At 61.4% G+C, this 19,984-nt stretch carries 16 protein-coding genes; 8 read left to right on the top strand and 8 right to left on the bottom strand.

What is annotated here, in order from left to right:
• Positions 1-56: 56 nt before the first annotated feature.
• The 7 genes from N8H22_RS02475 to gshB all read right to left on the bottom strand — a co-directional run bounded on the left by N8H22_RS02475 (position 57) and on the right by gshB (position 5,887).
• Positions 57-1,328, bottom strand: a complete 1,272-nt coding sequence (locus N8H22_RS02475) for a dihydroorotase (RefSeq protein ID WP_264589039.1) — start codon at positions 1,326-1,328, stop codon at positions 57-59.
• Positions 1,328-2,344 carry an aspartate carbamoyltransferase catalytic subunit gene (locus N8H22_RS02470; protein WP_264589038.1) on the bottom strand — a complete coding sequence of 339 codons (1,017 nt, stop codon included), beginning with the start codon at positions 2,342-2,344 and terminating at the stop codon, positions 1,328-1,330. Before N8H22_RS02470 ends, N8H22_RS02475 begins: the two co-directional genes overlap by 1 nt.
• Positions 2,345-2,353: 9 nt before the next feature.
• Positions 2,354-2,866, bottom strand: a complete 513-nt coding sequence (gene pyrR / locus N8H22_RS02465; RefSeq protein ID WP_264589037.1) for a bifunctional pyr operon transcriptional regulator/uracil phosphoribosyltransferase PyrR — start codon at positions 2,864-2,866, stop codon at positions 2,354-2,356.
• Positions 2,867-2,888: 22 nt separating this feature from the next.
• On the bottom strand, positions 2,889-3,317 hold the full coding sequence (gene ruvX, locus N8H22_RS02460; protein WP_264589036.1) for a Holliday junction resolvase RuvX: 429 nt from the start codon (positions 3,315-3,317) through the stop codon (positions 2,889-2,891).
• The gene (locus N8H22_RS02455) at positions 3,314-3,883 is read right to left on the bottom strand and encodes a YqgE/AlgH family protein (protein ID WP_264589035.1); all 570 of its coding nucleotides are present in this window, start codon (positions 3,881-3,883) and stop codon (positions 3,314-3,316) included. Before N8H22_RS02455 ends, ruvX begins: the two co-directional genes overlap by 4 nt.
• Before the next feature lie 73 nt (positions 3,884-3,956).
• Positions 3,957-4,850: an energy transducer TonB gene (locus tag N8H22_RS02450; protein ID WP_264589034.1), complete on the bottom strand. Its 894-nt coding sequence runs from the start codon at positions 4,848-4,850 to the stop codon at positions 3,957-3,959.
• Positions 4,851-4,936: 86 nt separating this feature from the next.
• Entirely contained in the window at positions 4,937-5,887 is a 951-nt protein-coding gene (gene gshB, locus N8H22_RS02445) for a glutathione synthase (RefSeq protein WP_264589331.1), read from the bottom strand.
• Positions 5,888-6,122: 235 nt separating this feature from the next.
• On the opposite strand from gshB, the gene pilG reads away from it, so the two are divergent.
• The 8 genes from pilG to N8H22_RS02405 all read left to right on the top strand — a co-directional run bounded on the left by pilG (position 6,123) and on the right by N8H22_RS02405 (position 19,144).
• Positions 6,123-6,530 (top strand): twitching motility response regulator PilG, encoded by a 408-nt coding sequence (gene pilG / locus N8H22_RS02440; RefSeq protein WP_003282729.1) that lies wholly within the window; start codon positions 6,123-6,125, stop codon positions 6,528-6,530.
• Positions 6,531-6,568: 38 nt separating this feature from the next.
• Positions 6,569-6,934 (top strand): twitching motility response regulator PilH, encoded by a 366-nt coding sequence (gene pilH / locus N8H22_RS02435; protein ID WP_008568495.1) that lies wholly within the window; start codon positions 6,569-6,571, stop codon positions 6,932-6,934.
• Positions 6,935-6,974: 40 nt separating this feature from the next.
• Complete coding sequence (locus tag N8H22_RS02430; RefSeq protein ID WP_264589033.1) at positions 6,975-7,511, top strand: chemotaxis protein CheW; 537 nt, start codon at positions 6,975-6,977, stop codon at positions 7,509-7,511.
• 75 nt (positions 7,512-7,586) lie between these two features.
• Positions 7,587-9,635 carry a methyl-accepting chemotaxis protein gene (locus N8H22_RS02425; protein WP_264589032.1) on the top strand — a complete coding sequence of 683 codons (2,049 nt, stop codon included), beginning with the start codon at positions 7,587-7,589 and terminating at the stop codon, positions 9,633-9,635.
• A 63-nt stretch (positions 9,636-9,698) separates the two neighbouring features.
• A complete protein-coding gene (locus N8H22_RS02420; protein ID WP_264589330.1) occupies positions 9,699-10,565 on the top strand; it encodes a CheR family methyltransferase in 867 nt (288 codons plus the stop codon).
• Positions 10,566-10,576: 11 nt separating this feature from the next.
• Positions 10,577-17,632: an Hpt domain-containing protein gene (locus N8H22_RS02415; RefSeq protein WP_264589329.1), complete on the top strand. Its 7,056-nt coding sequence runs from the start codon at positions 10,577-10,579 to the stop codon at positions 17,630-17,632.
• Positions 17,625-18,677: a chemotaxis protein CheB gene (locus N8H22_RS02410; RefSeq protein WP_264589031.1), complete on the top strand. Its 1,053-nt coding sequence runs from the start codon at positions 17,625-17,627 to the stop codon at positions 18,675-18,677. Before N8H22_RS02415 ends, N8H22_RS02410 begins: the two co-directional genes overlap by 8 nt.
• Positions 18,674-19,144, top strand: coding sequence for a chemotaxis protein CheW (locus N8H22_RS02405; RefSeq protein WP_264589030.1), 471 nt, complete (start codon positions 18,674-18,676; stop codon positions 19,142-19,144). Before N8H22_RS02410 ends, N8H22_RS02405 begins: the two co-directional genes overlap by 4 nt.
• 28 nt (positions 19,145-19,172) lie before the next feature.
• Here N8H22_RS02405 and N8H22_RS02400 read toward each other — a convergent pair whose 3' ends face one another.
• Positions 19,173-19,889 carry a 16S rRNA (uracil(1498)-N(3))-methyltransferase gene (locus N8H22_RS02400; protein ID WP_264589029.1) on the bottom strand — a complete coding sequence of 239 codons (717 nt, stop codon included), beginning with the start codon at positions 19,887-19,889 and terminating at the stop codon, positions 19,173-19,175.
• Between the last annotated feature and the right edge of the window lie 95 nt (positions 19,890-19,984).

Genomic DNA, 19,984 nt, shown 5'->3' with positions numbered 1-19,984 from the left:
GGACCGGTGGTCGAGAGGCGCTTTTTTATTGGCCGGGGAGTGCTGCTCTGTCGTGATCAGCGCTGATAGCTGATCCGGCCGTCCATCACGGTATAGCGCACGGCACTCGGCAGGCAGTGACCGAGGAACGGGCAATTGCGACCTTTGGAGTACCAGTTCTCGCCCACCAGCGTCGAGCTATGCGGATCGAACAGCACCAGATCCGCGGCCTGACCGGCGGCCAGTTGGCCTGCTGGTAGGCGCAGGGCGTTTGCCGGACCATTGCTGAGTCGCGCGATCAACGTCGGCAGGTCGAGCAGACCGTCCTCGACCAGCGTCATGGCCAACGGCAGGAGAATTTCCGCGCTGCTGATGCCCGGGGCCGTGTCGCCGAACGGGGCGAGTTTGGCATCGGCCTCATGCGGCTGGTGGTGGCTGGAGATTGCCGAGACCACGCCGCTCCTGACCGCTTCGCGCAGGCCGTCGCGATCCGCCCGGCTGCGCAGCGGTGGTTGCACGTGATAGAGGCTGGAGAAGCCATGCAGTGCTTCGTCGGTGAGAATCAGTTGATACAGCGCGACATCGGCGGTAACCGGCAGGCCGCGCGCCTGCGCTTCGGCGATCATCTGCACGCCGCGCGCGCTGGTCAGTTGGCTGAAATGGGCGCGCACGCCGGCCTGTTCGACGAGCAGCAGATTACGCGCCAGTGCCACCGTTTCGGCGGTTTCGGGAATGCCCGGCAGACCGAGGAAGCTGGCGGCCGGCCCTTCGTGGGCGAGCCCGCCTTCGGCCAGGTCATGGTCCTGGGAGTGCAGGATGATCGTCAGGTCGAAGGTTGCCGCATATTCCAAGGCGCGCCGCAGGTTGCGTGTGCTGCCGAAACTGGCCAGTCCGTTGCCGAAGGCCACGCAACCGGCCTCGCGCAGGGCGACGAGTTCAGACAGTTGCTCGCCGGCCAGATTGCGGGTCAGTGCGCCGATTGGATGCACCTTGGCGTGCCCGGACTCGCGAGCGCGGTCGAGGATCAGCTCGGTTACTGCGGCGGTATCGAGGACCGGCTTGGTTTGCGGTGGACAGCACAGCGTGGTGATACCACCGGCGGCGGCGGCGAGGGTTTCGCTAGCGATGCTGCCCTTGCGGCTGTAGCCGGGTTCGCGCAGGGCCACGGAAAGATCGACCAGCCCAGGCGCGGCGATCAGGCCGCGGGCGTCGATGCTCTGTTGCGCAACGAAGTCGCTGGGCTGCTGGCCGATCGCGGCGATCTTGCCGTCTTGCAGATAGATGTCCGCGACCTCGTCGCGCCCGCTGCTTGGATCGACCACACGCGCACCGAGAATGTGGGTAAGCATCAGTTCAGCTCCTCGGATGCGGTTTCGGACTCGAGCTGGCGCTGCGCAGCTTGCCCGCTCATCGCCATCGACAGCACGGCCATGCGGATCGCAATGCCATAGGTCACCTGGTTGAGAATCACCGATTGCGGGCCGTCGGCCACTGCCGATTCGATCTCCACGCCGCGATTAATCGGCCCCGGATGCATGACGATGGCGTCTGGTCGCGCCAGGCGTAGGCGCTGTGCGGTCAGTCCGTAGAGCTTGTAGAACTCGCCCTCGCTGGGTAACAGGCCGCCCTGCATACGCTCGCGCTGCAGGCGCAGCATGATGATCACGTCGACGTCACGAATGCCCTCGTTCATGTCGTGGAATACCCGCACGCCGTACTGCTCGAGTCCAGCAGGGAGCAGCGTCTTCGGTCCTATCACGCGGATATCCGGGCAGCCGAGGGTCTTCAACGCCAACATGTCGGAGCGCGCCACTCGCGAGTGCAGGATGTCACCGACGATCGCTACCGAGAGATTCTCGAAGCCGCCCTTATGCCGGCGGATGGTCAGCATGTCGAGCATGCCCTGGGTCGGATGCGCGTGGCGGCCATCGCCACCGTTGATCACCGCCACGTTGGGGCAGACATGCTCGGCGATGAAGTGCGCCGCGCCGGAGTCGGCATGTCGCACCACGAACATGTCGGCCGCCATCGCCTCGAGGTTGCGCAGGGTGTCGGTCAGCGTCTCGCCCTTGCTGGTCGATGAGGTCGACACATTGAGCGTGATGACATCCGCCGACAGGCGCTGCGCGGCCAGTTCGAAGGTCGTGCGGGTGCGCGTGGAGTTCTCGAAGAACACGTTGCACACCGTCTTGCCGCGCAGCAGGGGAACTTTTTTCACGGCGCGCGCGCCGACCTCGAGGAAGGAGTCGGCAGTATCGAGAATCTCGGTGAGCAGCTCGCGGGACAGGCCGTCCAGCGAAAGGAAGTGGCGCAGCTGGCCGTTGTCGTTCAGCTGCAGCGGGCGCTTAACGTCGATGGGCGTCATCGCAATGTCTCAGTTGGCGGAATCGAGGGTCTGCAGCTCAAGCGCGAGCGGTGCCGGGCCGAGCAATTTTATGCGTTGCTGTGGCGTCAGGGACAGCGTAGCGCCAACCACGTCTGGCCGGATCGGCAGCTCGCGGGCATTCAGATCGAGCAGGCAAACGAGCGTCACGCTGGCGGGGCGGCCATAGTCGAACAGTTCGTTGAGTGCTGCGCGTATGGTGCGGCCGGTCATCAGCACATCGTCGATCAGCACCAGATGCCGACCTTCGATCTCGAACGGCAGCTCCGACGGGCGGACCTGGGGATGAAGCCCGCTTTGGCTGAAGTCGTCACGGTAGAACGACACGTCCAGGATACCCAGCGGCTCTTCCCACCCGCCGCTGGCGAGCAGCGCCTGTGCCACCCATACACCACCGGTACGGATGCCGATGAAGCATGGTGCGGTGATATTGCGGCAGCTCAGGTGATGCTTCAGTGCCGCTGTCATCTCGGGCAGCAGCTGCTCGGGTTTGGGCAGGGTCATGGATTCTCCTTGAGTGTCCGGCTCAGGCTGCGGCGTGCTCGCTCAGCCAGCCTTCCAGTAATAGTGCGGCGGCAAGGGCGTCGACCGGACGCTCACGATAGCCGCCATGCTGGCCCTGACGCAGGCGTTCGCCCTTGGCTTCAAAGGTTGTCAGGCGTTCATCGTGAGTGTGTACCGGCAGGTTGAAACGCCCGCCGAGACGGCGCGCGAACTTTTCCGCGCGAGCGCTCATTTCACTCGGGCTGCCATCCATGTTCAGTGGCAGCCCCACCACCAGCGCATCGGGTTGCCATTCGCGCAGCAGGGCGTCGATCTGGCTCCAGTCCGGAACACCATTCTGCGCCTTCAGCACACAGAGTTCGCGGGCTTGCCCGGTGATGACCTGTCCGACTGCGACGCCGATCTGCTTGGTGCCATAGTCGAAGCCGAGCAGCAGGCGTGGGGCGCTCATGCGTGACCTACCTGGCTGCTCAGCAGGCGCAGGTCTACGCCGAGACTGGCAGCCGCAGCCTGCAATCGCTGCTCGGCAGGCAGCTCGAACAGTATCCGCGGGTCCGCCGGACAGCTGAGCCAGGTATTGTCGGCAAGTTCGGCTTCCAGTTGGCCGGCATCCCAGCCTGCATAGCCAAGGGCAATGAAGTGCTGGTCCGGTCCGCAGCCGTCGGCGATTGCAAATAGCACATCCTGGGAGGTGGACATCCCGAGCGGCCCGAGCGTCAGGGTGGCCTGAAACTGCTGTTCGGCTGGATGGAGGACGAAGCCCCGATCGGTCTGTACCGGGCCGCCAGTGTAGATCGTCAGCGCTTGGCAGCATGTCGCGACCGGTTGTTCGGGTCGCAATTGTTCCAGGACGTCGGCCAGACTCAAGCCGCTGGGGCGATTGATGATCAGGCCCATGGCGCCTTCCGGGCCATGTTCGATCAGGTAGATCAGCGTCTGGGCAAAATTCGGATCGGCCATGTGCGGCATGGCAATCAGGAAGTGATGCTTGAGGTAGCTGGGCGTGGTGCTTTTCATGCTGGCTAGCTTAAGGCCTGCCGTGGCAGTCGGCTACTGGCTTGCCCCGGTAAGGGCTGCGGCTGAGGGCCGCTCAGCGGCTGGACAGCCTGTCGCCTCGCTCGAAGCGCCAGGTACGGATGATCTCCACCTGATCGAATTTCTGCGCCAGTTCGCCGGTGAACGGTGCAAAGGGTGCTGCTAGTCGGACGATCCGCATGGCGGCCTCGTCCAGTACGTTCTGCCCGGATGATTCGAGTACGCGCAGTTCTTGTACCGTGCCATCCCGGTTGATGGTGACCAGCATACGCAGGCTGCCGTAGATCTGCTGGCGGCGCGCTTCGTCTGGGTAATTGAGGTTGCCGATGCGTTCAACCTTTTTGCGCCACTCGTCCCGGTACCAGGCGCTGATATCGCGCATGGTGGCAGCGCTATTCTGCCGGCTGACTCGCGGCCGCTTGGCGTAGCGCTCAACATCCTGTGCCAGTTCGGCCTCCAGGCTGGCGATTTCGGCACTCAGCTGGGAGCTGTCGAACGCCGGTGCAGCTTGCGGTTCGGGCTGCGGCTGTCGTTGCTGCTTGGTAGGTGTTTTGTCGGGTTGCGGGCTCCGCGTGGCCACCGCCGCCTTTGGTGCCTCCTGCGGGATGGCCTGCGGGCGAGTGGGCGGTGGTGACACCTTGCGTACCTCGGTGTCCTGAAACGGTGCCTGGACCGTCGTCTTGGGCGATGCCTTGTGTTCCAGCGTGCCGCTTCCCTGCTGATTGTCCTGGGCGAGGAAGTCGGCTTCCTTGGGTTTTTCTTCGCTCTTGAACGTTGACAGAGTGATCTCGAGTGTCTTGCTGATCTGCTCGGGCTCGGCGATCGAGAACCCGAGCCCGAGAATCAGTGCGATGTGAAGAACTGCAGCAAGAAACAGGGTAAAGCCGAGTCGGTCGGCAGGACGGACGCGGGTTGGGGTGGGGGTGGGCTGGCGGGTAACTGCGTTCATCGCGTATAGGTCGGCTCGGAGTGCCGCGCAGTCTGCCGGCTTTGAGCTTCAGGCCGCAAGCTTCAAGCTCAAAGCTGTTAGCTGGTTCAAGCTTGCAGCTTGCTGGCAATAGCCTCCATCAGTCGGTCTGCGATGCGCGTATCAAACGCGTTGTCGATCTCGCGAATGCAGGTCGGACTGGTGATGTTAATCTCGGTAAGGTATTCGCCAATGACGTCGAGTCCGACGAACAACAGGCCACGCTTGCGCAGTTCCGGTCCTACGATGCCAGCGATCTCCCGATCGCGCGCCGACAAGGGTTGAGCCACGCCGCGTCCGCCGGCCGCCAGGTTCCCACGTGTTTCGCCGGCGGCAGGGATACGCGCCAGGCAGTAGGGGATGGGCTCGCCGTCAATCATGAGGATGCGCTTATCGCCGTCGGCGATGGCCGGGATATAGCGCTGCGCCATGATCTGGCGGCTGCCATGTTCAGTCAGCACCTCCAAGATCACCGAAAGGTTGGGATCGCCTTCCCGGTGGCGAAATATGGACGCGCCGCCCATTTCATCCAAGGGTTTGAGAATGATGTCACGCTGTTCGCGCGCGAACTCGCGCAGAATGTCCGACCGCCGGCTGACCAGAGTGGGTGGCGTGCATTGGGGAAACTGCGTGGCGAAGAACTTCTCATTGCAGTCACGGAGACTCTGCGGTCGGTTGACCACTAGCGTGCCGGCTTTTTCGGCAAGTTCCAGCAGGTAGGTGGCGTAGACATACTCGCTGTTGAAGGGCGGGTCCTTGCGCATGAGGATCACGTCGAGTTCGGAAAGTGCGATATCGCGCTCCGCGCCCATTTCGAACCAGTGGGCGGCGCTGTCGAATACTTGCAGCGCCCGCGTCCGCGCACGAGCCTCGCTGTTATGCTGGTAAAGGTCGCACTGCTCCATATAGTGCAGATCCCAGCCGCGCGCTTGCGCGGCCAGTAGCATGGCCAGCGAGCTGTCCTTCTTGAAGGATATCTGCGCGATAGGGTCCATGATGATCCCGACGCGAACGGTCATGGTTGGTTCTCCGCATGTGTGGCGATGAGGCCGACAAGGCCTGAAATGTCGACGCAGATTGGCGGTGGTTGTGCGCTGGGTCAAGGAAAATCCGTATGCTTTTCCGCTTGATAGCGTGCGCATGATGAGTGTGCTAAAAAGGTCCCTCGACGAGGCTACATCCGTCGGTTTCAGGGCCTTCCGGCACTCTGACATAACGAAAAACTACGACTCACCGAGGCGATGGTAGGGCGAAATGGAACAGCACTCCGAGGGCTTGAAGGTCATGGTGATCGATGATTCGAAAACGATTCGTCGCACCGCTGAAACCCTGCTGAAGAAAGTAGGTTGTGATGTCATCACGGCTGTGGATGGTTTCGATGCGCTTGCCAAGATAGCGGATACTCATCCACGCATCATCTTCGTTGACATTATGATGCCGCGTCTCGATGGCTATCAAACATGTGCCTTGATCAAGAACAATAGCTCGTTCAAGTCGACGCCAGTGATCATGTTGTCTTCTAAGGACGGCTTGTTCGATAAGGCGAAAGGGCGCATCGTCGGCTCCGATCAATACCTCACCAAACCTTTCAGCAAAGAAGAGCTCCTCGGTGCAATCAAGGCTCATGTGCCTGATTTCGCGCCAGTTGAGCAGGCATCCTGACCCTGTGTTGTGCTGCTGAAGCCTCTAATGGAGAAAACATGGCTCGCGTTCTGATTGTTGATGATTCGCCGACCGAAATGTACAAGCTGGCTGCCATGCTGGAAAAGCATGGGCATGTTGTTCTCAAGGCCGAGAATGGCGCGGATGGCGTGGCGTTGGCCCGTCAGGAAAAGCCGGATGCGGTGCTGATGGATATCGTGATGCCGGGTCTGAACGGGTTCCAGGCCACGCGACAGCTGACCAAAGATTCGGAAACCAGTCACATTCCAGTGATCATCGTCACCACCAAGGATCAGGAAACCGATAAGGTCTGGGGCAAACGCCAGGGGGCCAAGGATTATCTGACTAAGCCGGTGGACGAGGCGACACTACTGCAGACTCTGAATGCCGTACTGGCTGGCTAAGGCCGGAGTATCCCGATTGGGGTAAAGGGAGTGGCCAAAGATGTCGGATAAGCAGACGCCATTTCAGCGCTTGCTGGAACTCGATAGCCGTTGCCGTCAGTTGGCTGCAGGCTTGCCATCGCAGCAGGAAGTGGTTCAGACCTGGGGCGGAATCGGTTTCCGTATGGGGGGGCGTTTGTTCGTCGCGCCGATGGGGGAGGTCGGTGAGATCCTGCATGAGCCGCGCTACACCTTGTTGCCTGGGGTAAAAAGCTGGGTCAAGGGAGTTGCAAACGTCCGTGGCAGATTGCTGCCAGTGATGGATCTGTGCGGTTATCTGGGCTATGAGCTCTCGCCGTTGCGCAAGCAGCGCCGGGTCCTGGTAGTGGACCACCAAGAGGTGTTCGCCGGCCTCACAGTTGATGAGGTGTTCGGCATGCAGCATTTTCCGGTAGAGGCATTCTCGGAGCAGGTTCCTCCAGTGGAGGCTTCGATCCAGCCGTTTATTCATGGGGTATTCCAGCGTGAGCAACCGTGGCTGGTTTTCAGCCCGCATGCGCTGGCAGCGCATCCGAATTTTCTGGATGTCGCTTTCTAATGTAGGTGGGTCGGCAGGTGCCGACCTTTTGGTTCTTGGATGGAAGCGCACGGAGGTCCAGGCGGGGGCCGGATAATGAAAAAAATGAATGCGATTGCTTTGTTGAGCGGGCTGCGTAGCAATACGCTCATCACCGGGCTGTTCATTGTCCTGATTGTTTCGATCGTGCTGTTGTTCGCGAACTTCGCGTACGTCAACCGACAGGCCGATCACGATAACGAGTACATTGCGCACGCTGGCGAACTGCGTGTGTTGTCTCAGCGGATTGCGAAGAACGCGGTAGAAGCGGCGGCCGGTACGCAGGAGGCTTTCGCCTCGTTGAAGGAGGCGCGCAACGACTTCGATCAGCGCTGGGGTTATTTGTCCAAAGGTGACGAGAGCATTGGGCTGCCCGCGGTACCGCAATCGCTGCAGAGCGAAATCGATGCGGTGCAGCAGGATTGGAATACGTTGCGTCGCAACACCGACGCGATTCTCGCCAGTGAGCAGACCGTACTTTCGCTGCACCAGGTAGCGACCACTTTGGCCGAAACCATCCCCCAGTTGCAGGTGGAGTACGAAGAGGTAGTCGACATTCTGCTGGAAAGCGGAGCGCCTGCAGCCCAGGTCTCTGTCGCACAGCGTCAGTCGCTGCTGGCCGAGCGTATTCTCGGGTCGGTGAACAAGGTGCTATCCGGTGATCAGGATTCGGTGCAGGCGGCCGACATGTTTGGTCGCGATGCGAGTCTGTTCGGTCGTGTCTTGAATGCAATGCTTGAAGGCAACGTGGCGATGGGTATCAGCCGCGCGACCGACGCCGAGGCGCTGGATCGGCTGGCTGAGATTGCCGAGCTGTTCCAGTTCGTGTCGGGCTCAGTGGACGAGATCCTTGAAACCTCGCCCGAATTGTTTCAGGTGCGCGAGTCGGCGAACAGCATCTTCGAGGTTTCGCAAACGCTACTCGATAAGACCTCTGCGCTTGGTGAGGGCCTGCAGCATCGTGCAGATGCCCGCTATATCAACACGATTGCAGGTTACATCCTAGGCGCGCTAGCCCTTGCATCGATCATTCTGATTGGTCTGGTGATGGTGCAGGAAGCCCGTCGGCGTCTGAGCGAAACTGCCGAAAAGAACGAGCGCAACCAAGCGGCGATTCTGCGTCTGCTTGATGAAATCGGTGATCTCGCCGACGGTGATCTCACCGTGGCAGCGACTGTGACCGAGGATTTCACCGGTGCCATCGCGGACTCGATCAACTATTCCATCGACCAGCTGCGCGAACTGGTGGAAACCATCAACCAGACTGCCGTTCAGGTTTCGGGCGCCGCGCAGGAAACCCAGGCGACCGCGATGCATCTTGCCGAGGCGTCCGAGCATCAGGCTCAAGAAATTGCCGGAGCCTCCGCCGCCATCAACGAAATGGCCGTGTCGATTGATCAGGTATCAGCTAACGCTGCTGAATCTTCGGCGGTAGCGGAGCGATCAGTAGCGATTGCCAACAAGGGTAACGAGGTGGTGCACAACACGATCACTGGCATGGATAACATCCGTGAGCAGATCCAGGACACCTCTAAGCGGATCAAACGTCTCGGTGAATCGTCCCAGGAGATTGGGGACATCGTCAGCCTGATCAACGATATCGCCGACCAGACCAACATCCTTGCACTGAACGCCGCGATCCAGGCCTCCATGGCGGGCGATGCGGGCCGCGGCTTCGCAGTGGTTGCGGACGAGGTTCAACGCCTGGCGGAACGTTCCTCGGCGGCGACTAAACAGATCGAGGCGCTGGTCAAGACGATTCAGACCGACACCAACGAAGCAGTAATCTCGATGGAGCAGACCACCTCGGAAGTGGTGCGCGGTGCGCGTCTGGCCCAGGATGCCGGTGTGGCACTGGAGGAGATCGAGAAGGTATCCAAGACCCTTGCGGCTTTGATCCAAAACATCTCCAACGCGGCGCGGCAGCAGGCCTCGTCTGCCGGTCACATCTCCAACACCATGAACGTGATTCAAGAGATCACCTCGCAGACCTCGTCTGGTACCACGGCCACTGCCAGGAGCATTGGTAATCTTGCCAAGATGGCCAACGAGATGCGCCAGTCGGTTTCCGGTTTCACCTTGCCGGATGCTCAGGATCGGGCCTGATTTGACCGGAGCGGTGGCCGTTGACGGTCACCGCCTATGATCATGAGCGAGGGGCAGGGCAGCATGCAGCCACGGTTGGACTGGGCGTTGGAGCCCTTGGCCGAGATGTCGCCATCGGAGTTCCATGACTGGCAGGCCTTGCTTGAAGAGCGGTCAGGCATGGTTGTTAGCGAGGGGCGGCGGGTTTTCTTACAAACCAATCTCAGTGCGCGGATGCGTGAGATTGGCGCCGCCGACTATTCCAGCTACTTCCGCCAGGTCACCTCGGGTCCGCGTGGTGCGGTGGAATGGTCGATGCTGATGGATCGTCTGACGGTGCAGGAGACCCGCTTCTATCGTCATCCCGACTCGTTCGCGTTACTTGAAAAACATCTGGCCCTGCGCCTTCAGAGTGAAGGTATAGAGCGACCTTGGGCGCTCTGGAGCGTGGGTTGTGCCAGCGGCGAGGAAACCTACTCGCTGGCCATCAGTGCCGCCGAAGTCTTGCGGGGGAGCGGTCGCGACGAGAGCTTTGGCGTGACCGGTACCGACATCAGTCTCAGCGCCTTAGACAGGGCCCGCGATGCCGTTTACGGCGTTCGCAGGTTGGAACAGGTGGCCCCGGACTTGCGCGAGCGCTATTTCAAGACGATACCCGGCGATCGTATGCAGATCATCCCGACGCTGGCTGCTCGGGTGTGCTTCGCCAAGCTGAATGTGCTGGAGCTGGCTGCCGCGCCACTCTCAGGTATGGACGTCATTTTCTGTCAGAACCTGCTGATCTACTTCCGCCGCTGGCGGCGTCGCGAAATCCTCAATCGTCTGGCCGAACGGCTAGCACCGGGAGGATTACTAGTAATCGGCGTCGGTGAAGTGGTGGGTTGGCAGCATCCGGACTTGGTTCCGGTAGCCAACGATCAGGTCCTGGCCTTTACCCGGAAAAGTTTATGAGCGGAGTCGCTATGGGTGATCGGCACGATTATGTCGCCCTGGAATGGGTGAAAGGCGAGATCGCCGAGACCCTCAAACAGGCGCGCCAAGCCTTGGAAGCTTATGTCGAGGCTCCGCAGGATTCGACGCGGATGCGCTTCTGCCTGACCTATGTGCATCAGGTGCATGGCACTCTACAGATGGTCGAGTTCTTCGGCGCTGCGCTGTTGGCCGAGGAGATGGAGCAGCTCGCGCGTGCACTGCTGGAAGGTCGTGTCGCCAATCAGACTGAGGCGCTCGAAGTACTGATGCAGGCGATCCTGCAGATGCCGGTATACCTTGACCGCATTCAGAGCGCGCGCCGGGATCTGCCGATGGTGGTACTGCCGCTGCTCAACGATCTGCGGGCCGCACGAGGCGAGAAGCTGCTGTCGGAAACCAGCCTGTTCGCGCCTGATTTGTCCGAACGCACCCCCGCCCTGTCCCACGAATTCGTGGATCGTCTGCGCACAGAGGAACTACCAGCACTGTTGCGCAAGTTAAGGCAGATGCTGCAGGTGGCGCTGGTTGGGGTGATTCGCAATCAGGACTTGCCGACCAATCTGGGGTACATGGCGCGAGTGTTCGCACGCTTGGAGACTCTGTGCCAAGGGGCGCCAGTCGGCGCGCTTTGGCAGATTGCGTCCGGGATGACCGAGGGCTTGGCCAGCGGTGCGGTGAGCAACGGTGCCTCGGTGCGGACCCTGCTGCGGCAGGTGGACAAAGAGCTGAAGCGCCTAGGCGAGCAAGGGGCCGACGGTCTGAATCAGCCGGCACCCGATGAGCTGATCAAGAACTTGCTGTTCTATGTGGCCAAGGCACCTAGCCACACGCCTCGCCTGCGAGCGTTGAAAGAGCACTACCGGCTCGACGAGGCGCTTCCTGACACGGCGATAGTGGATCAGGAGCGCGCGCAGCTCGCCGGCCCCGATCGTGGGGCGATGCGTTCGGTGGTCGCGGCACTGTGTGAAGAGCTGGTACGGGTCAAGGATAGTCTGGACCTGTTCGTGCGGAGCGACCGCAAGGTCATCGACGAGCTGGCGGGTCTGCAGGCACCTCTGAAACAGATCGCCGACACCCTCGCCGTGCTGGGTTTTGCCCAGCCACGCAAGATTATTCTCGATCAGATCGGACTCATCCAGAGCCTGTCCTCGGGTCTGCGTCAGCCTGATGACGCGGTGTTGATGGATATCGCCGGCGCGCTGCTCTATGTGGAGGCGACTCTGGCCGGAATGGTCGGTTCCTCGACCGAGGGGCAGGACGAGGCCCGGCATCTTCCGACTACCGATGTGGCGCAGATTCATCAGCTGGTGATCAAGGAGGCGCGCACCGCGCTTGAGCAGGCCAAGGATGCGATCATCGAATTCATTGCATCGCAATGGAATCACGAGCATCTGGCCAAGGTTCCCGAGCTGTTGACTCAGGCGCGCGGGGGGCTTGTGATGATTCCGCTGGAGCGCGCAGCCGGCTTGCTCGATGCGTGCAACCGCTACATTCAGGAACAGCTGCTGGCACGCCGTGCCGTGCCGGATTGGCAGAGCCTGGATACTTTGGCCGATGCTATTACCAGCGTTGAGTATTACTTGGAGCGCCTGAGCGAAGATTGCGGTAGCCAGGGAGACTTGATTCTCGATGTTGCGCAAGAGAGCTTGCGGAATCTGGGCTACCCACTTTTCGCCGAGGCATCACCCAGCGGCGAGATTGAACCACCATACGAGCATTGCGACGATCCGTTGGACGAGATCGAGTTCCTGTTTCCCGAGCCGGAGCCTACCCGGGAAGCGTTCAGTCGTGACGAAAATCTTGAAACCTGTTTGGGTCTCGATGAATCCGAGCTAAGCGCTCCGGTCGCTGAAGCTGCGCCACAGGCCGATCACACCTCTGCCGAACTCGAGAATGGCGAGAACAGCAGCGAGGTGTCCGCTGACGAACAGCTGGAACTGCCGACGGCAGCTGTTGAAATGATTGAAGAGGCCGACCAAGGCGATCAGTTGAGCGAGGCCGATATCGCCGCCCTCGAGCTGCCGGAAGTCACGCTACCGCCGTTGAACGAGCAGGTCGACGAGCCTGTTGCCGCGCTGGGGCTGGATCAGGTCATGGCTGCTCCGGTCATCGCGATCAACCCGCCGGCGCAGGATGTGCCGCCGAGTCTGCTACCGCCTCCAGTGGATGAGGAGCCGGTCGACGACGAACTGCTCGAGGTCTTCATCGAGGAGGCCGCCGAGGTACTTGATACGATCCGCGAGCATTTGCCTACATGGCTGTCCAATCCAGCAGACAAGGACGTGCTGGGTGAGGTGCGGCGTGCCTTTCACACCTTGAAGGGCAGTGGCCGTATGGTGCGCGCGCTGATCATCGGGGAGCTGGCATGGTCCATCGAGAATCTGCTCAATCGAGTCCTTGACCGTAGCATCGAACCCGGCGACGCGGTTAAGCAGGTCGTAGCCGATGTCGTTGACTTGTTGCCCGCTTTGGTTGATGAGTTTGCTGCCAAAGCCCAGCGTCAACGCAACGATGTTGATCAGCTCGCGGCCAGGGCACATGCTTTAGCCAAGGGTGAGGCGCCTCTGATCACCCCGCCCGTGACCTCGGAAGGCGAGGCCGCTGGCGAGAAAGAAGCAAGCCTCGACGGGCTAGCGGATGATGGGCTGGACCCTCAGTTGCTGGAGATTTTCCGTAACGAGGCTGAGGCGCATCTCACTACCTTGGTCGATTTTCTCGCCGACTGTGCTCAGCGCCTGCCGCAGCCGGTGACCGATGCGTTGCAACGGGCCCTGCATACGCTCAAGGGCAGTGCGCACATGGCTGGAATCTTGCCGATAGCGGCGCTTGCCACTCCATTGGAGAAGATGGTCAAGGAGTTCAAGACCAACCTGGTCCAGATGGATCTCGCCGAGGCGGAGTTGTTGCACGATGCCGAACAGCTTCTGCGTCAGGGACTAGAGAATCTTCAAGAGCGGCCACTCGCCCCGATTGTTGGGGCGGAGGAGTTTCTTGCTCGGGTTCATGCCTTGCATCAGGCCAGACTCGCGGAAGCCGACGCTCGCAGCGAGAACGCCAAAGGAGAGGCGCGTGATCCGAGTTTGATCGCGGCGTTTCTCGCCGAAGGCATGAATATCCTGCTTGATGCAGAGGATCTGTTGCACAGCTGGCGGGAACACCCGGCCGAGCGGCAAGAGCTTTCCGCGTTGCTGCAGGAACTGACGAGCCTGGGTCACGGCGCTCAGATGGCCGATCTACCGCAGATTGATGCCTTGTGCCAGGCGCTGCTGGAGCTGTATGCCGTGGTGCAGGAGGGGCGCCTGCCGGTTAGCGAGCGCTTCTTCGATGCTGTGGAGCAGGGTCACGAAGCCCTCGTAGGTATGATGGATCAGGTCGCTGCAGCGTTGCAGGTGACTGCCCAGCCGCAGCTGGTGACGCAGCTTGAGGGGCTTGCGGCAGAAGCAGCTGAGGCGCCCGACTTTTTTGATGCTGAGATTGATGATTCAGCGAGTTCTGCCGCGCCGCCAGCTGCTGCCACCGTGGCATCGATCTCGTCGACTGAATCCGAGATGTTCGAACATCCGCTCGATGAGGACGGTCTCGATCAGGAGATGGTAGAGATCTTCCTCGACGAGGCTGTCGACCTGCTGGACAGTGCTGGCGATGCCCTCGAACGCTGGCTGGGTGATCCGTCTAACCAGCTCGCACTCTCGGCCCTCCTACGCGATTTGCATACGCTCAAGGGCGGAGCGCGAATGGCTGGTGTTCGACCGGTCGGTGATCTCGCGCACGAACTGGAGTCGTTATACGAAGGTTTGTCCGACGGCCGCTACATGCACTCCGCGGACCTCGCTGCCTTGCTGCAACGCAGCCACGATCAATTGGCGCTGCAGCTCGAACAGCTGCAAGCGCGCGTGCCGATGACCGCGGCCAGCGATCTGCTCGAAACGATTCGAGCCTTTCGGCAAGGTGGCTTGCCTCGCGGAGAGGCGCAGCTGGCCATGACGCCGATACCGTCGTTGGGGCCGACGGCGATGGTTGAATCGCTCGAAATGTCCGACGAGGCTAGTACGGCGCTTGAAGACTTCGTTGGTTCTGCGACTGACAGCGAAGCTCAATCCGATGAGCAGATCAGCTCCGACGAGCTGCCGCCGCTTCCGGAGGTCTTAGAAGTTGAAGACCCAGTGGAACTCGACGAGCCGATTGAACGCGCGCAGACGGAAATGCAAGCGGTGAACCTGGAACGTGAAGCGCGGGATGAAGCTGATCCCGAGCTGGTCGACATCTTTCTCGAAGAAGGATTCGACATCATGGAAAGCGTTGCGGCTGGCTTACAGCGCTGGATGAGTGATGTCGACAACAGCTTCGAGATCGAGGCGCTGCAGCGGGATTTGCACACGCTGAAGGGCGGTGCGCGAATGGCCGACTGCCGCGAAATTGGCGATCTTGCTCATGAGCTGGAGTATCTGTACGAAGGTCTCTGCGCCGGCAAGTACCGGGCAACCGAGCAATTGTTCAGCCTTTTGCAGGCCTGTCACGATCGTTTGGCCGATATGCTGGATGCCCTGCGCAACCGGCGTCCGCGGCCTGATGGAACGGAGTTGATCGAAGCGATCCGCCGCTTTCGCGACAATCCGGAGCAACAGCTAAGCTCGCCCAGCAGCATTACGCTCAAGGCAGCGCAAGCACCCCAACCGCAGTCCGGAGAGGCAGAGATTCTCGACATCTTCGTCGAGGAAGCCGACGACCTGCTTGAGGAAATGGAAGCCGCGCTCGGCCGCTGGGATGCCCAGCGTGACGACCCTACGCCGCTAGCGGACATGCTGCGGGTTCTACATACGCTCAAAGGCGGCGCGCGGCTCGCCGGACAAGGTCGTCTGGGCAACATGGCGCATGATCTCGAGCAGCATCTGGGCGAAGCCCGGCAACAGGGTGCGCCCTGGCCGGACAGCCTGTTTCTCGATGTCCAGCAGGGTTATGACGGGTTGCTCAAGGAGGTCGAGCAACTGCGCGCGTACCTCATGACGGACGCAACGGACGGTGCACCAGCACCGGCAGCGGTTAATGAGGTAGTGGAGGCCGCGCTGCCGCAGCCTCTGGCGCAACCTATTGTCGCGGCCAGTGTGCAGCCGGCAGCCAACGTCGCTCCGGCGAAAGTACTGCCCTTCATTCAGCGTGCCCAGCAGGCTGCGCAGGATGCAGCCGCACGTCGTGCACCGCAGGAGCTGGTGAAAGTGCCGGCAGAGTTGCTCGAGGGCCTAGTCAACCTGGCAGGCGAGACCTCGATCTTCCGTGGCCGGGTCGAGCAGCAAGTCAGCGACGTCAGCTTCACGCTGAACGAGATGGAGGCTACCATCGAGCGGGTGCGTGATCAGTTGCGGCGTCTGGATACCGAAACTCAGGCGCAGATCCTTAGTCGCTACCAGGCCGAGGCCGAGCGTGCCGGATATGACGACTTCGATCCGCTGGAGATGGACCGCCACTCGCAGCTGCAGCAGCTATCGCGTGCGCTCTTCGAGTCGGCGTCCGACTTGTTGGACCTGAAGGAAACCCTGGCGGCGCGCAACCGCGACGCCGAAACGCTGCTGCTGCAGCAGGCGCGGGTCAATACCGAGCTGCAGGAAGGACTCATGCGTACCCGCATGGTGCCTTTCGAGCGACTGGTGCCTCGCTTGCGTCGTATCGTCCGGCAGGTTGCATCCGAGCTGGGCAAACAGGTGGAATTCCTCGTCGGGAACGCCACAGGCGAGATGGATCGCAGCGTCCTCGAGCGGATCGTTGCACCGCTGGAACACATGCTGCGTAATGCCGTGGACCATGGCATCGAGTCGCAGGAAGCGCGTCGCGCCGCCGGCAAACCGGAACAAGGCACCATTCGCCTCGACTTGGCACGCGAGGGTGGCGACATTGTGCTCACGTTGAGCGACGATGGCGGCGGCATCAACCGGGCGGCCGTGCGTCGCAAGGCCATCGAGCGTGGCCTGATGGCGTCTGACGCTGATCTCAGCGAGCACGAGGTCCTGCAGTTCATCCTCGAGGCGGGTTTCTCCACCGCCGAGCGGGTAACGCAAATTTCCGGTCGTGGCGTCGGCATGGACGTGGTGCACTCGGAAGTGAAGCAGCTCGGCGGTACGATGAGTATCGAATCCACCTTGGGCGAGGGCACGCGCTTCCTGATTCGCCTGCCGTTCACCGTTTCGGTCAACCGTGCATTGATGGTGTATTCGGGTGAAGACCTCTATGCGATTCCGCTGAATACCATCGAAGGTATCGTGCGCGTGTCGCCTTACGAGCTGGAAGCGTACTACCAGCCAGATGCGCCCCGTTTCGAATATGCCGGACAGGCCTATGAACTGCGCTATCTCGGTGAGCTGCTGAACAATGGGCAGCGGCCTAAGCTGGTTGGGCAGAGTCTGCCGTTGCCGGTCATTCTCGTGCGCTCCAAAGAGCACAGTGTCGCGGTGCAGGTGGACAGCCTCGCGGGCTCGCGAGAAATCGTGGTGAAGAGCCTGGGGCCGCAATTTGCCGGGGTACACGGGATATCCGGTGCGACCATCCTCGGCGATGGGCGCGTGGTGGTCATTCTCGATCTGCTTGCCACTATTCGTATCCTGCACGCGCACTTGCAACTAACCCAGCAGCGGCCTCAGCAGCTCTTGCAATCGCCAGAAGTGCCAGAAGTCGAGAACGAGCGTCCGACGTTGGTGATGGTGGTCGACGATTCGGTCACTGTACGCAAGGTCACCAGCCGTTTGCTGGAGCGCAACGGAATGAACGTGCTCACTGCCAAGGATGGTGTCGATGCCATTACCCAGCTGCAGGAGCGCAAACCGGACATCATGCTGCTGGATATCGAGATGCCACGCATGGACGGTTTCGAGGTGGCGGCGCTGGTGCGCCATGACGAGCGGCTGAAAGATCTGCCGATCATCATGATCACCTCGCGTACTGGTGAGAAACACCGGGATCGGGCCCTCGCCATCGGTGTGAACGAGTACCTGGGCAAGCCGTATCAGGAGTCGGTATTGCTCGAGAGCATTCAGCGACTGGTTCACGTAAATGACTGAGGCATCATCTGCCCGCATTGCGGTTCTGGCCGACACTTCGCTGCAGCGCCACGTGCTGCAGCAGGCACTTGGCGCGAACGGCTACCAAGTCGTGCTGAACAACGATCCGGCGCGAATGGAGTTGGCTGATCTGGAAGGCACCGAGGCGGATCTCTGGCTGGTGGATCTGGCGCAGACGGAGGATTCGCCGCTGGTCGATGCGCTGCTCGAGCGTGACAGCACGTTGGTGCTGTTTGGCGAGGGGCATGCGCCGGAGCGCCATTCGGAAAACTATCCTCGCTGGGAGCGCCGTTTGTTCGGCAAGCTCAAGCGGTTGGTTGGTGATCCTGCTGTGGTGGTGGGGCCGCGCCTGGACGTGCTGGGGGCTGAGCTGGTGCGCGGTGGGCAGTTGGCCCTGCCCAAGGCGCTCGCCGAGCACCCGCCGACCGCTGGCGAAGTGGCACCTCGCGTATGGTTGCTGGCAGCCTCTCTTGGCGGCCCTGAAGCGGTGAAGGCGTTCCTGGATGCGCTGCCCGAGGGGTTGCCGCTGGGTTTCATCTATGCCCAGCACATCGAAGCAAGCTTTGAGGCGGCGCTCTCCCAGGCGGTTGGCCGCCATAGCGGCTGGACGGTAACCCAGAGCCGCGTCGGCGATACCATCCGCTGCGGCGAGGTGGTGATTGCCCCGATCATGCACGAGCTTGGCTTCGACGCGGATCGCCAGATGTACTGCAGTGGCCGTGGTTGGCCGGAACCATACAGCCCGTCGATCGACCAGATGATGCTCAATCTGGCACAGCACTACGGCGATCGTTGTGGGGCGATCGTTTTCAGCGGCATGGGCAGCGATGGCAGTGCCGCGGCTGCCTATATGTTGCGTCAGGGCGGAAAGATCTGGACCCAGCGGGCGGACTCCTGCGCGTGCTCGAGCATGCCGGACAATCTGCGCGAGGGTGGCTACAGCTCCTTCAGTGGCGACCCGCGTGAGCTCGCGCAAGCCTTGGTCAATTATCTTGCGGAGCAGGCCAACCTGACCGCGACGTCCTTCGAAAGAGATTTCTCATGAGCCAATCGGTTGCTACCCAGGATGCCCGTGCCAGCCTCACCGGACTGCTGGTGCCACTCGCCGATCGCACGTTGTTGCTGCCGAACGTTGCGGTGGCCGAGATGATTCCCTATCGCGCCCCGCAGGTGACGCAGGGCGCTCCCGCATGGTTCCTTGGACAGGTCCAGTGGCGGGATCTCAGCCTGCCTTTGTTGTCATTCGAGGCTGCGTCGAATGGTGCGGCGCATATCGGGTCGGGTGCGCGGATCGCCGTACTCAATGCGCTCGGCGGTCGTCAGGACGTCAAGTTCATCGCCCTGTTGGTGCAGGGCATTCCTCACTCGATCAAGGTTGACGAGGGGCTCGTGCGCGCCGAGGCAGCGCTCGCTCCTCTAGAGCTGGACGCGGTGGAGCTGGGTGACGTGCAAGCGCGCATCCCTGATCTGGTCGGTCTTGAGCAGCGCCTGGCCGATGCCGGGTTGATCTGATCCCGGTGGCATACGCATTGCGGGACGCTTAGAAGTCACCCCACAGTTGCTGCGCCACGCTGAGTGCGACGACTGGCGCCGTTTCGGTGCGCAGCACCCGGGGGCCGAGTCGTGCCGCATGGAAGTCCTCGCGTCGTGCCTGCTCGATTTCCTGATCGCTGAGGCCACCCTCCGGACCGATGAGAAAAGCCAGCGAGCGTGGTTGCGGATGACTGGCCAGCGCTGTGGCGACCGGGTGCAAAACCAGTTTCAGGTCGGCCTCCACGCCGAGCCATTCGCCAAGTGCCTGGGGCGGATGGATGATCGGCAGAGTCGAGCGACCACATTGCTCGCAGGCGCTGATCGCGATCTGCCGCCAGTGGGCCAGGCGCTTGTCGGCACGCTCGTCCTTCAGTCGAACCTCGCAGCGTTCGCTGATGAGCGGGGTGATCTGTGCTACGCCGAGCTCGGTGGCTTTCTGGATTGCCCAGTCCATGCGCTCGCCGCGCGACAGACCTTGACCAAGATGCACCTGGAGCGGCGATTCGGCCATACCTGGCAGGCACTCCTGCAGGTCGACGCGTACGCTCTTCTTGCTCACCTCGCTGAGTTCGCCGAGGTACTCCTTTCCGCTACCGTCGAACAGCTGGACCGCGCTGCCTGGCCCCAATCGCAGCACTCGGCCGATGTAATGCGCCGCGGATTCCGGCAACTCGTGCGAGCCGAGGGTGAGTGGGGCGTCGATGAAGAACCGGGACAGGCGCATAAATAAGTAGGGGCGATCAGTGGCAAGTCAGGCGGCAAGCTTATAGCTTTCAGCTGTATGGCTGAAGCCTGCCGCCAATGGCGGCGAACGACCGG

The organism is Stutzerimonas sp. S1, from assembly GCF_025966695.1.
Taxonomy (GTDB): Bacteria; Pseudomonadota; Gammaproteobacteria; order Pseudomonadales; family Pseudomonadaceae; genus Stutzerimonas.
Note: the sequence above shows the minus strand (reverse complement) of the source record. Positions and strands in the feature narration are given on the sequence as shown.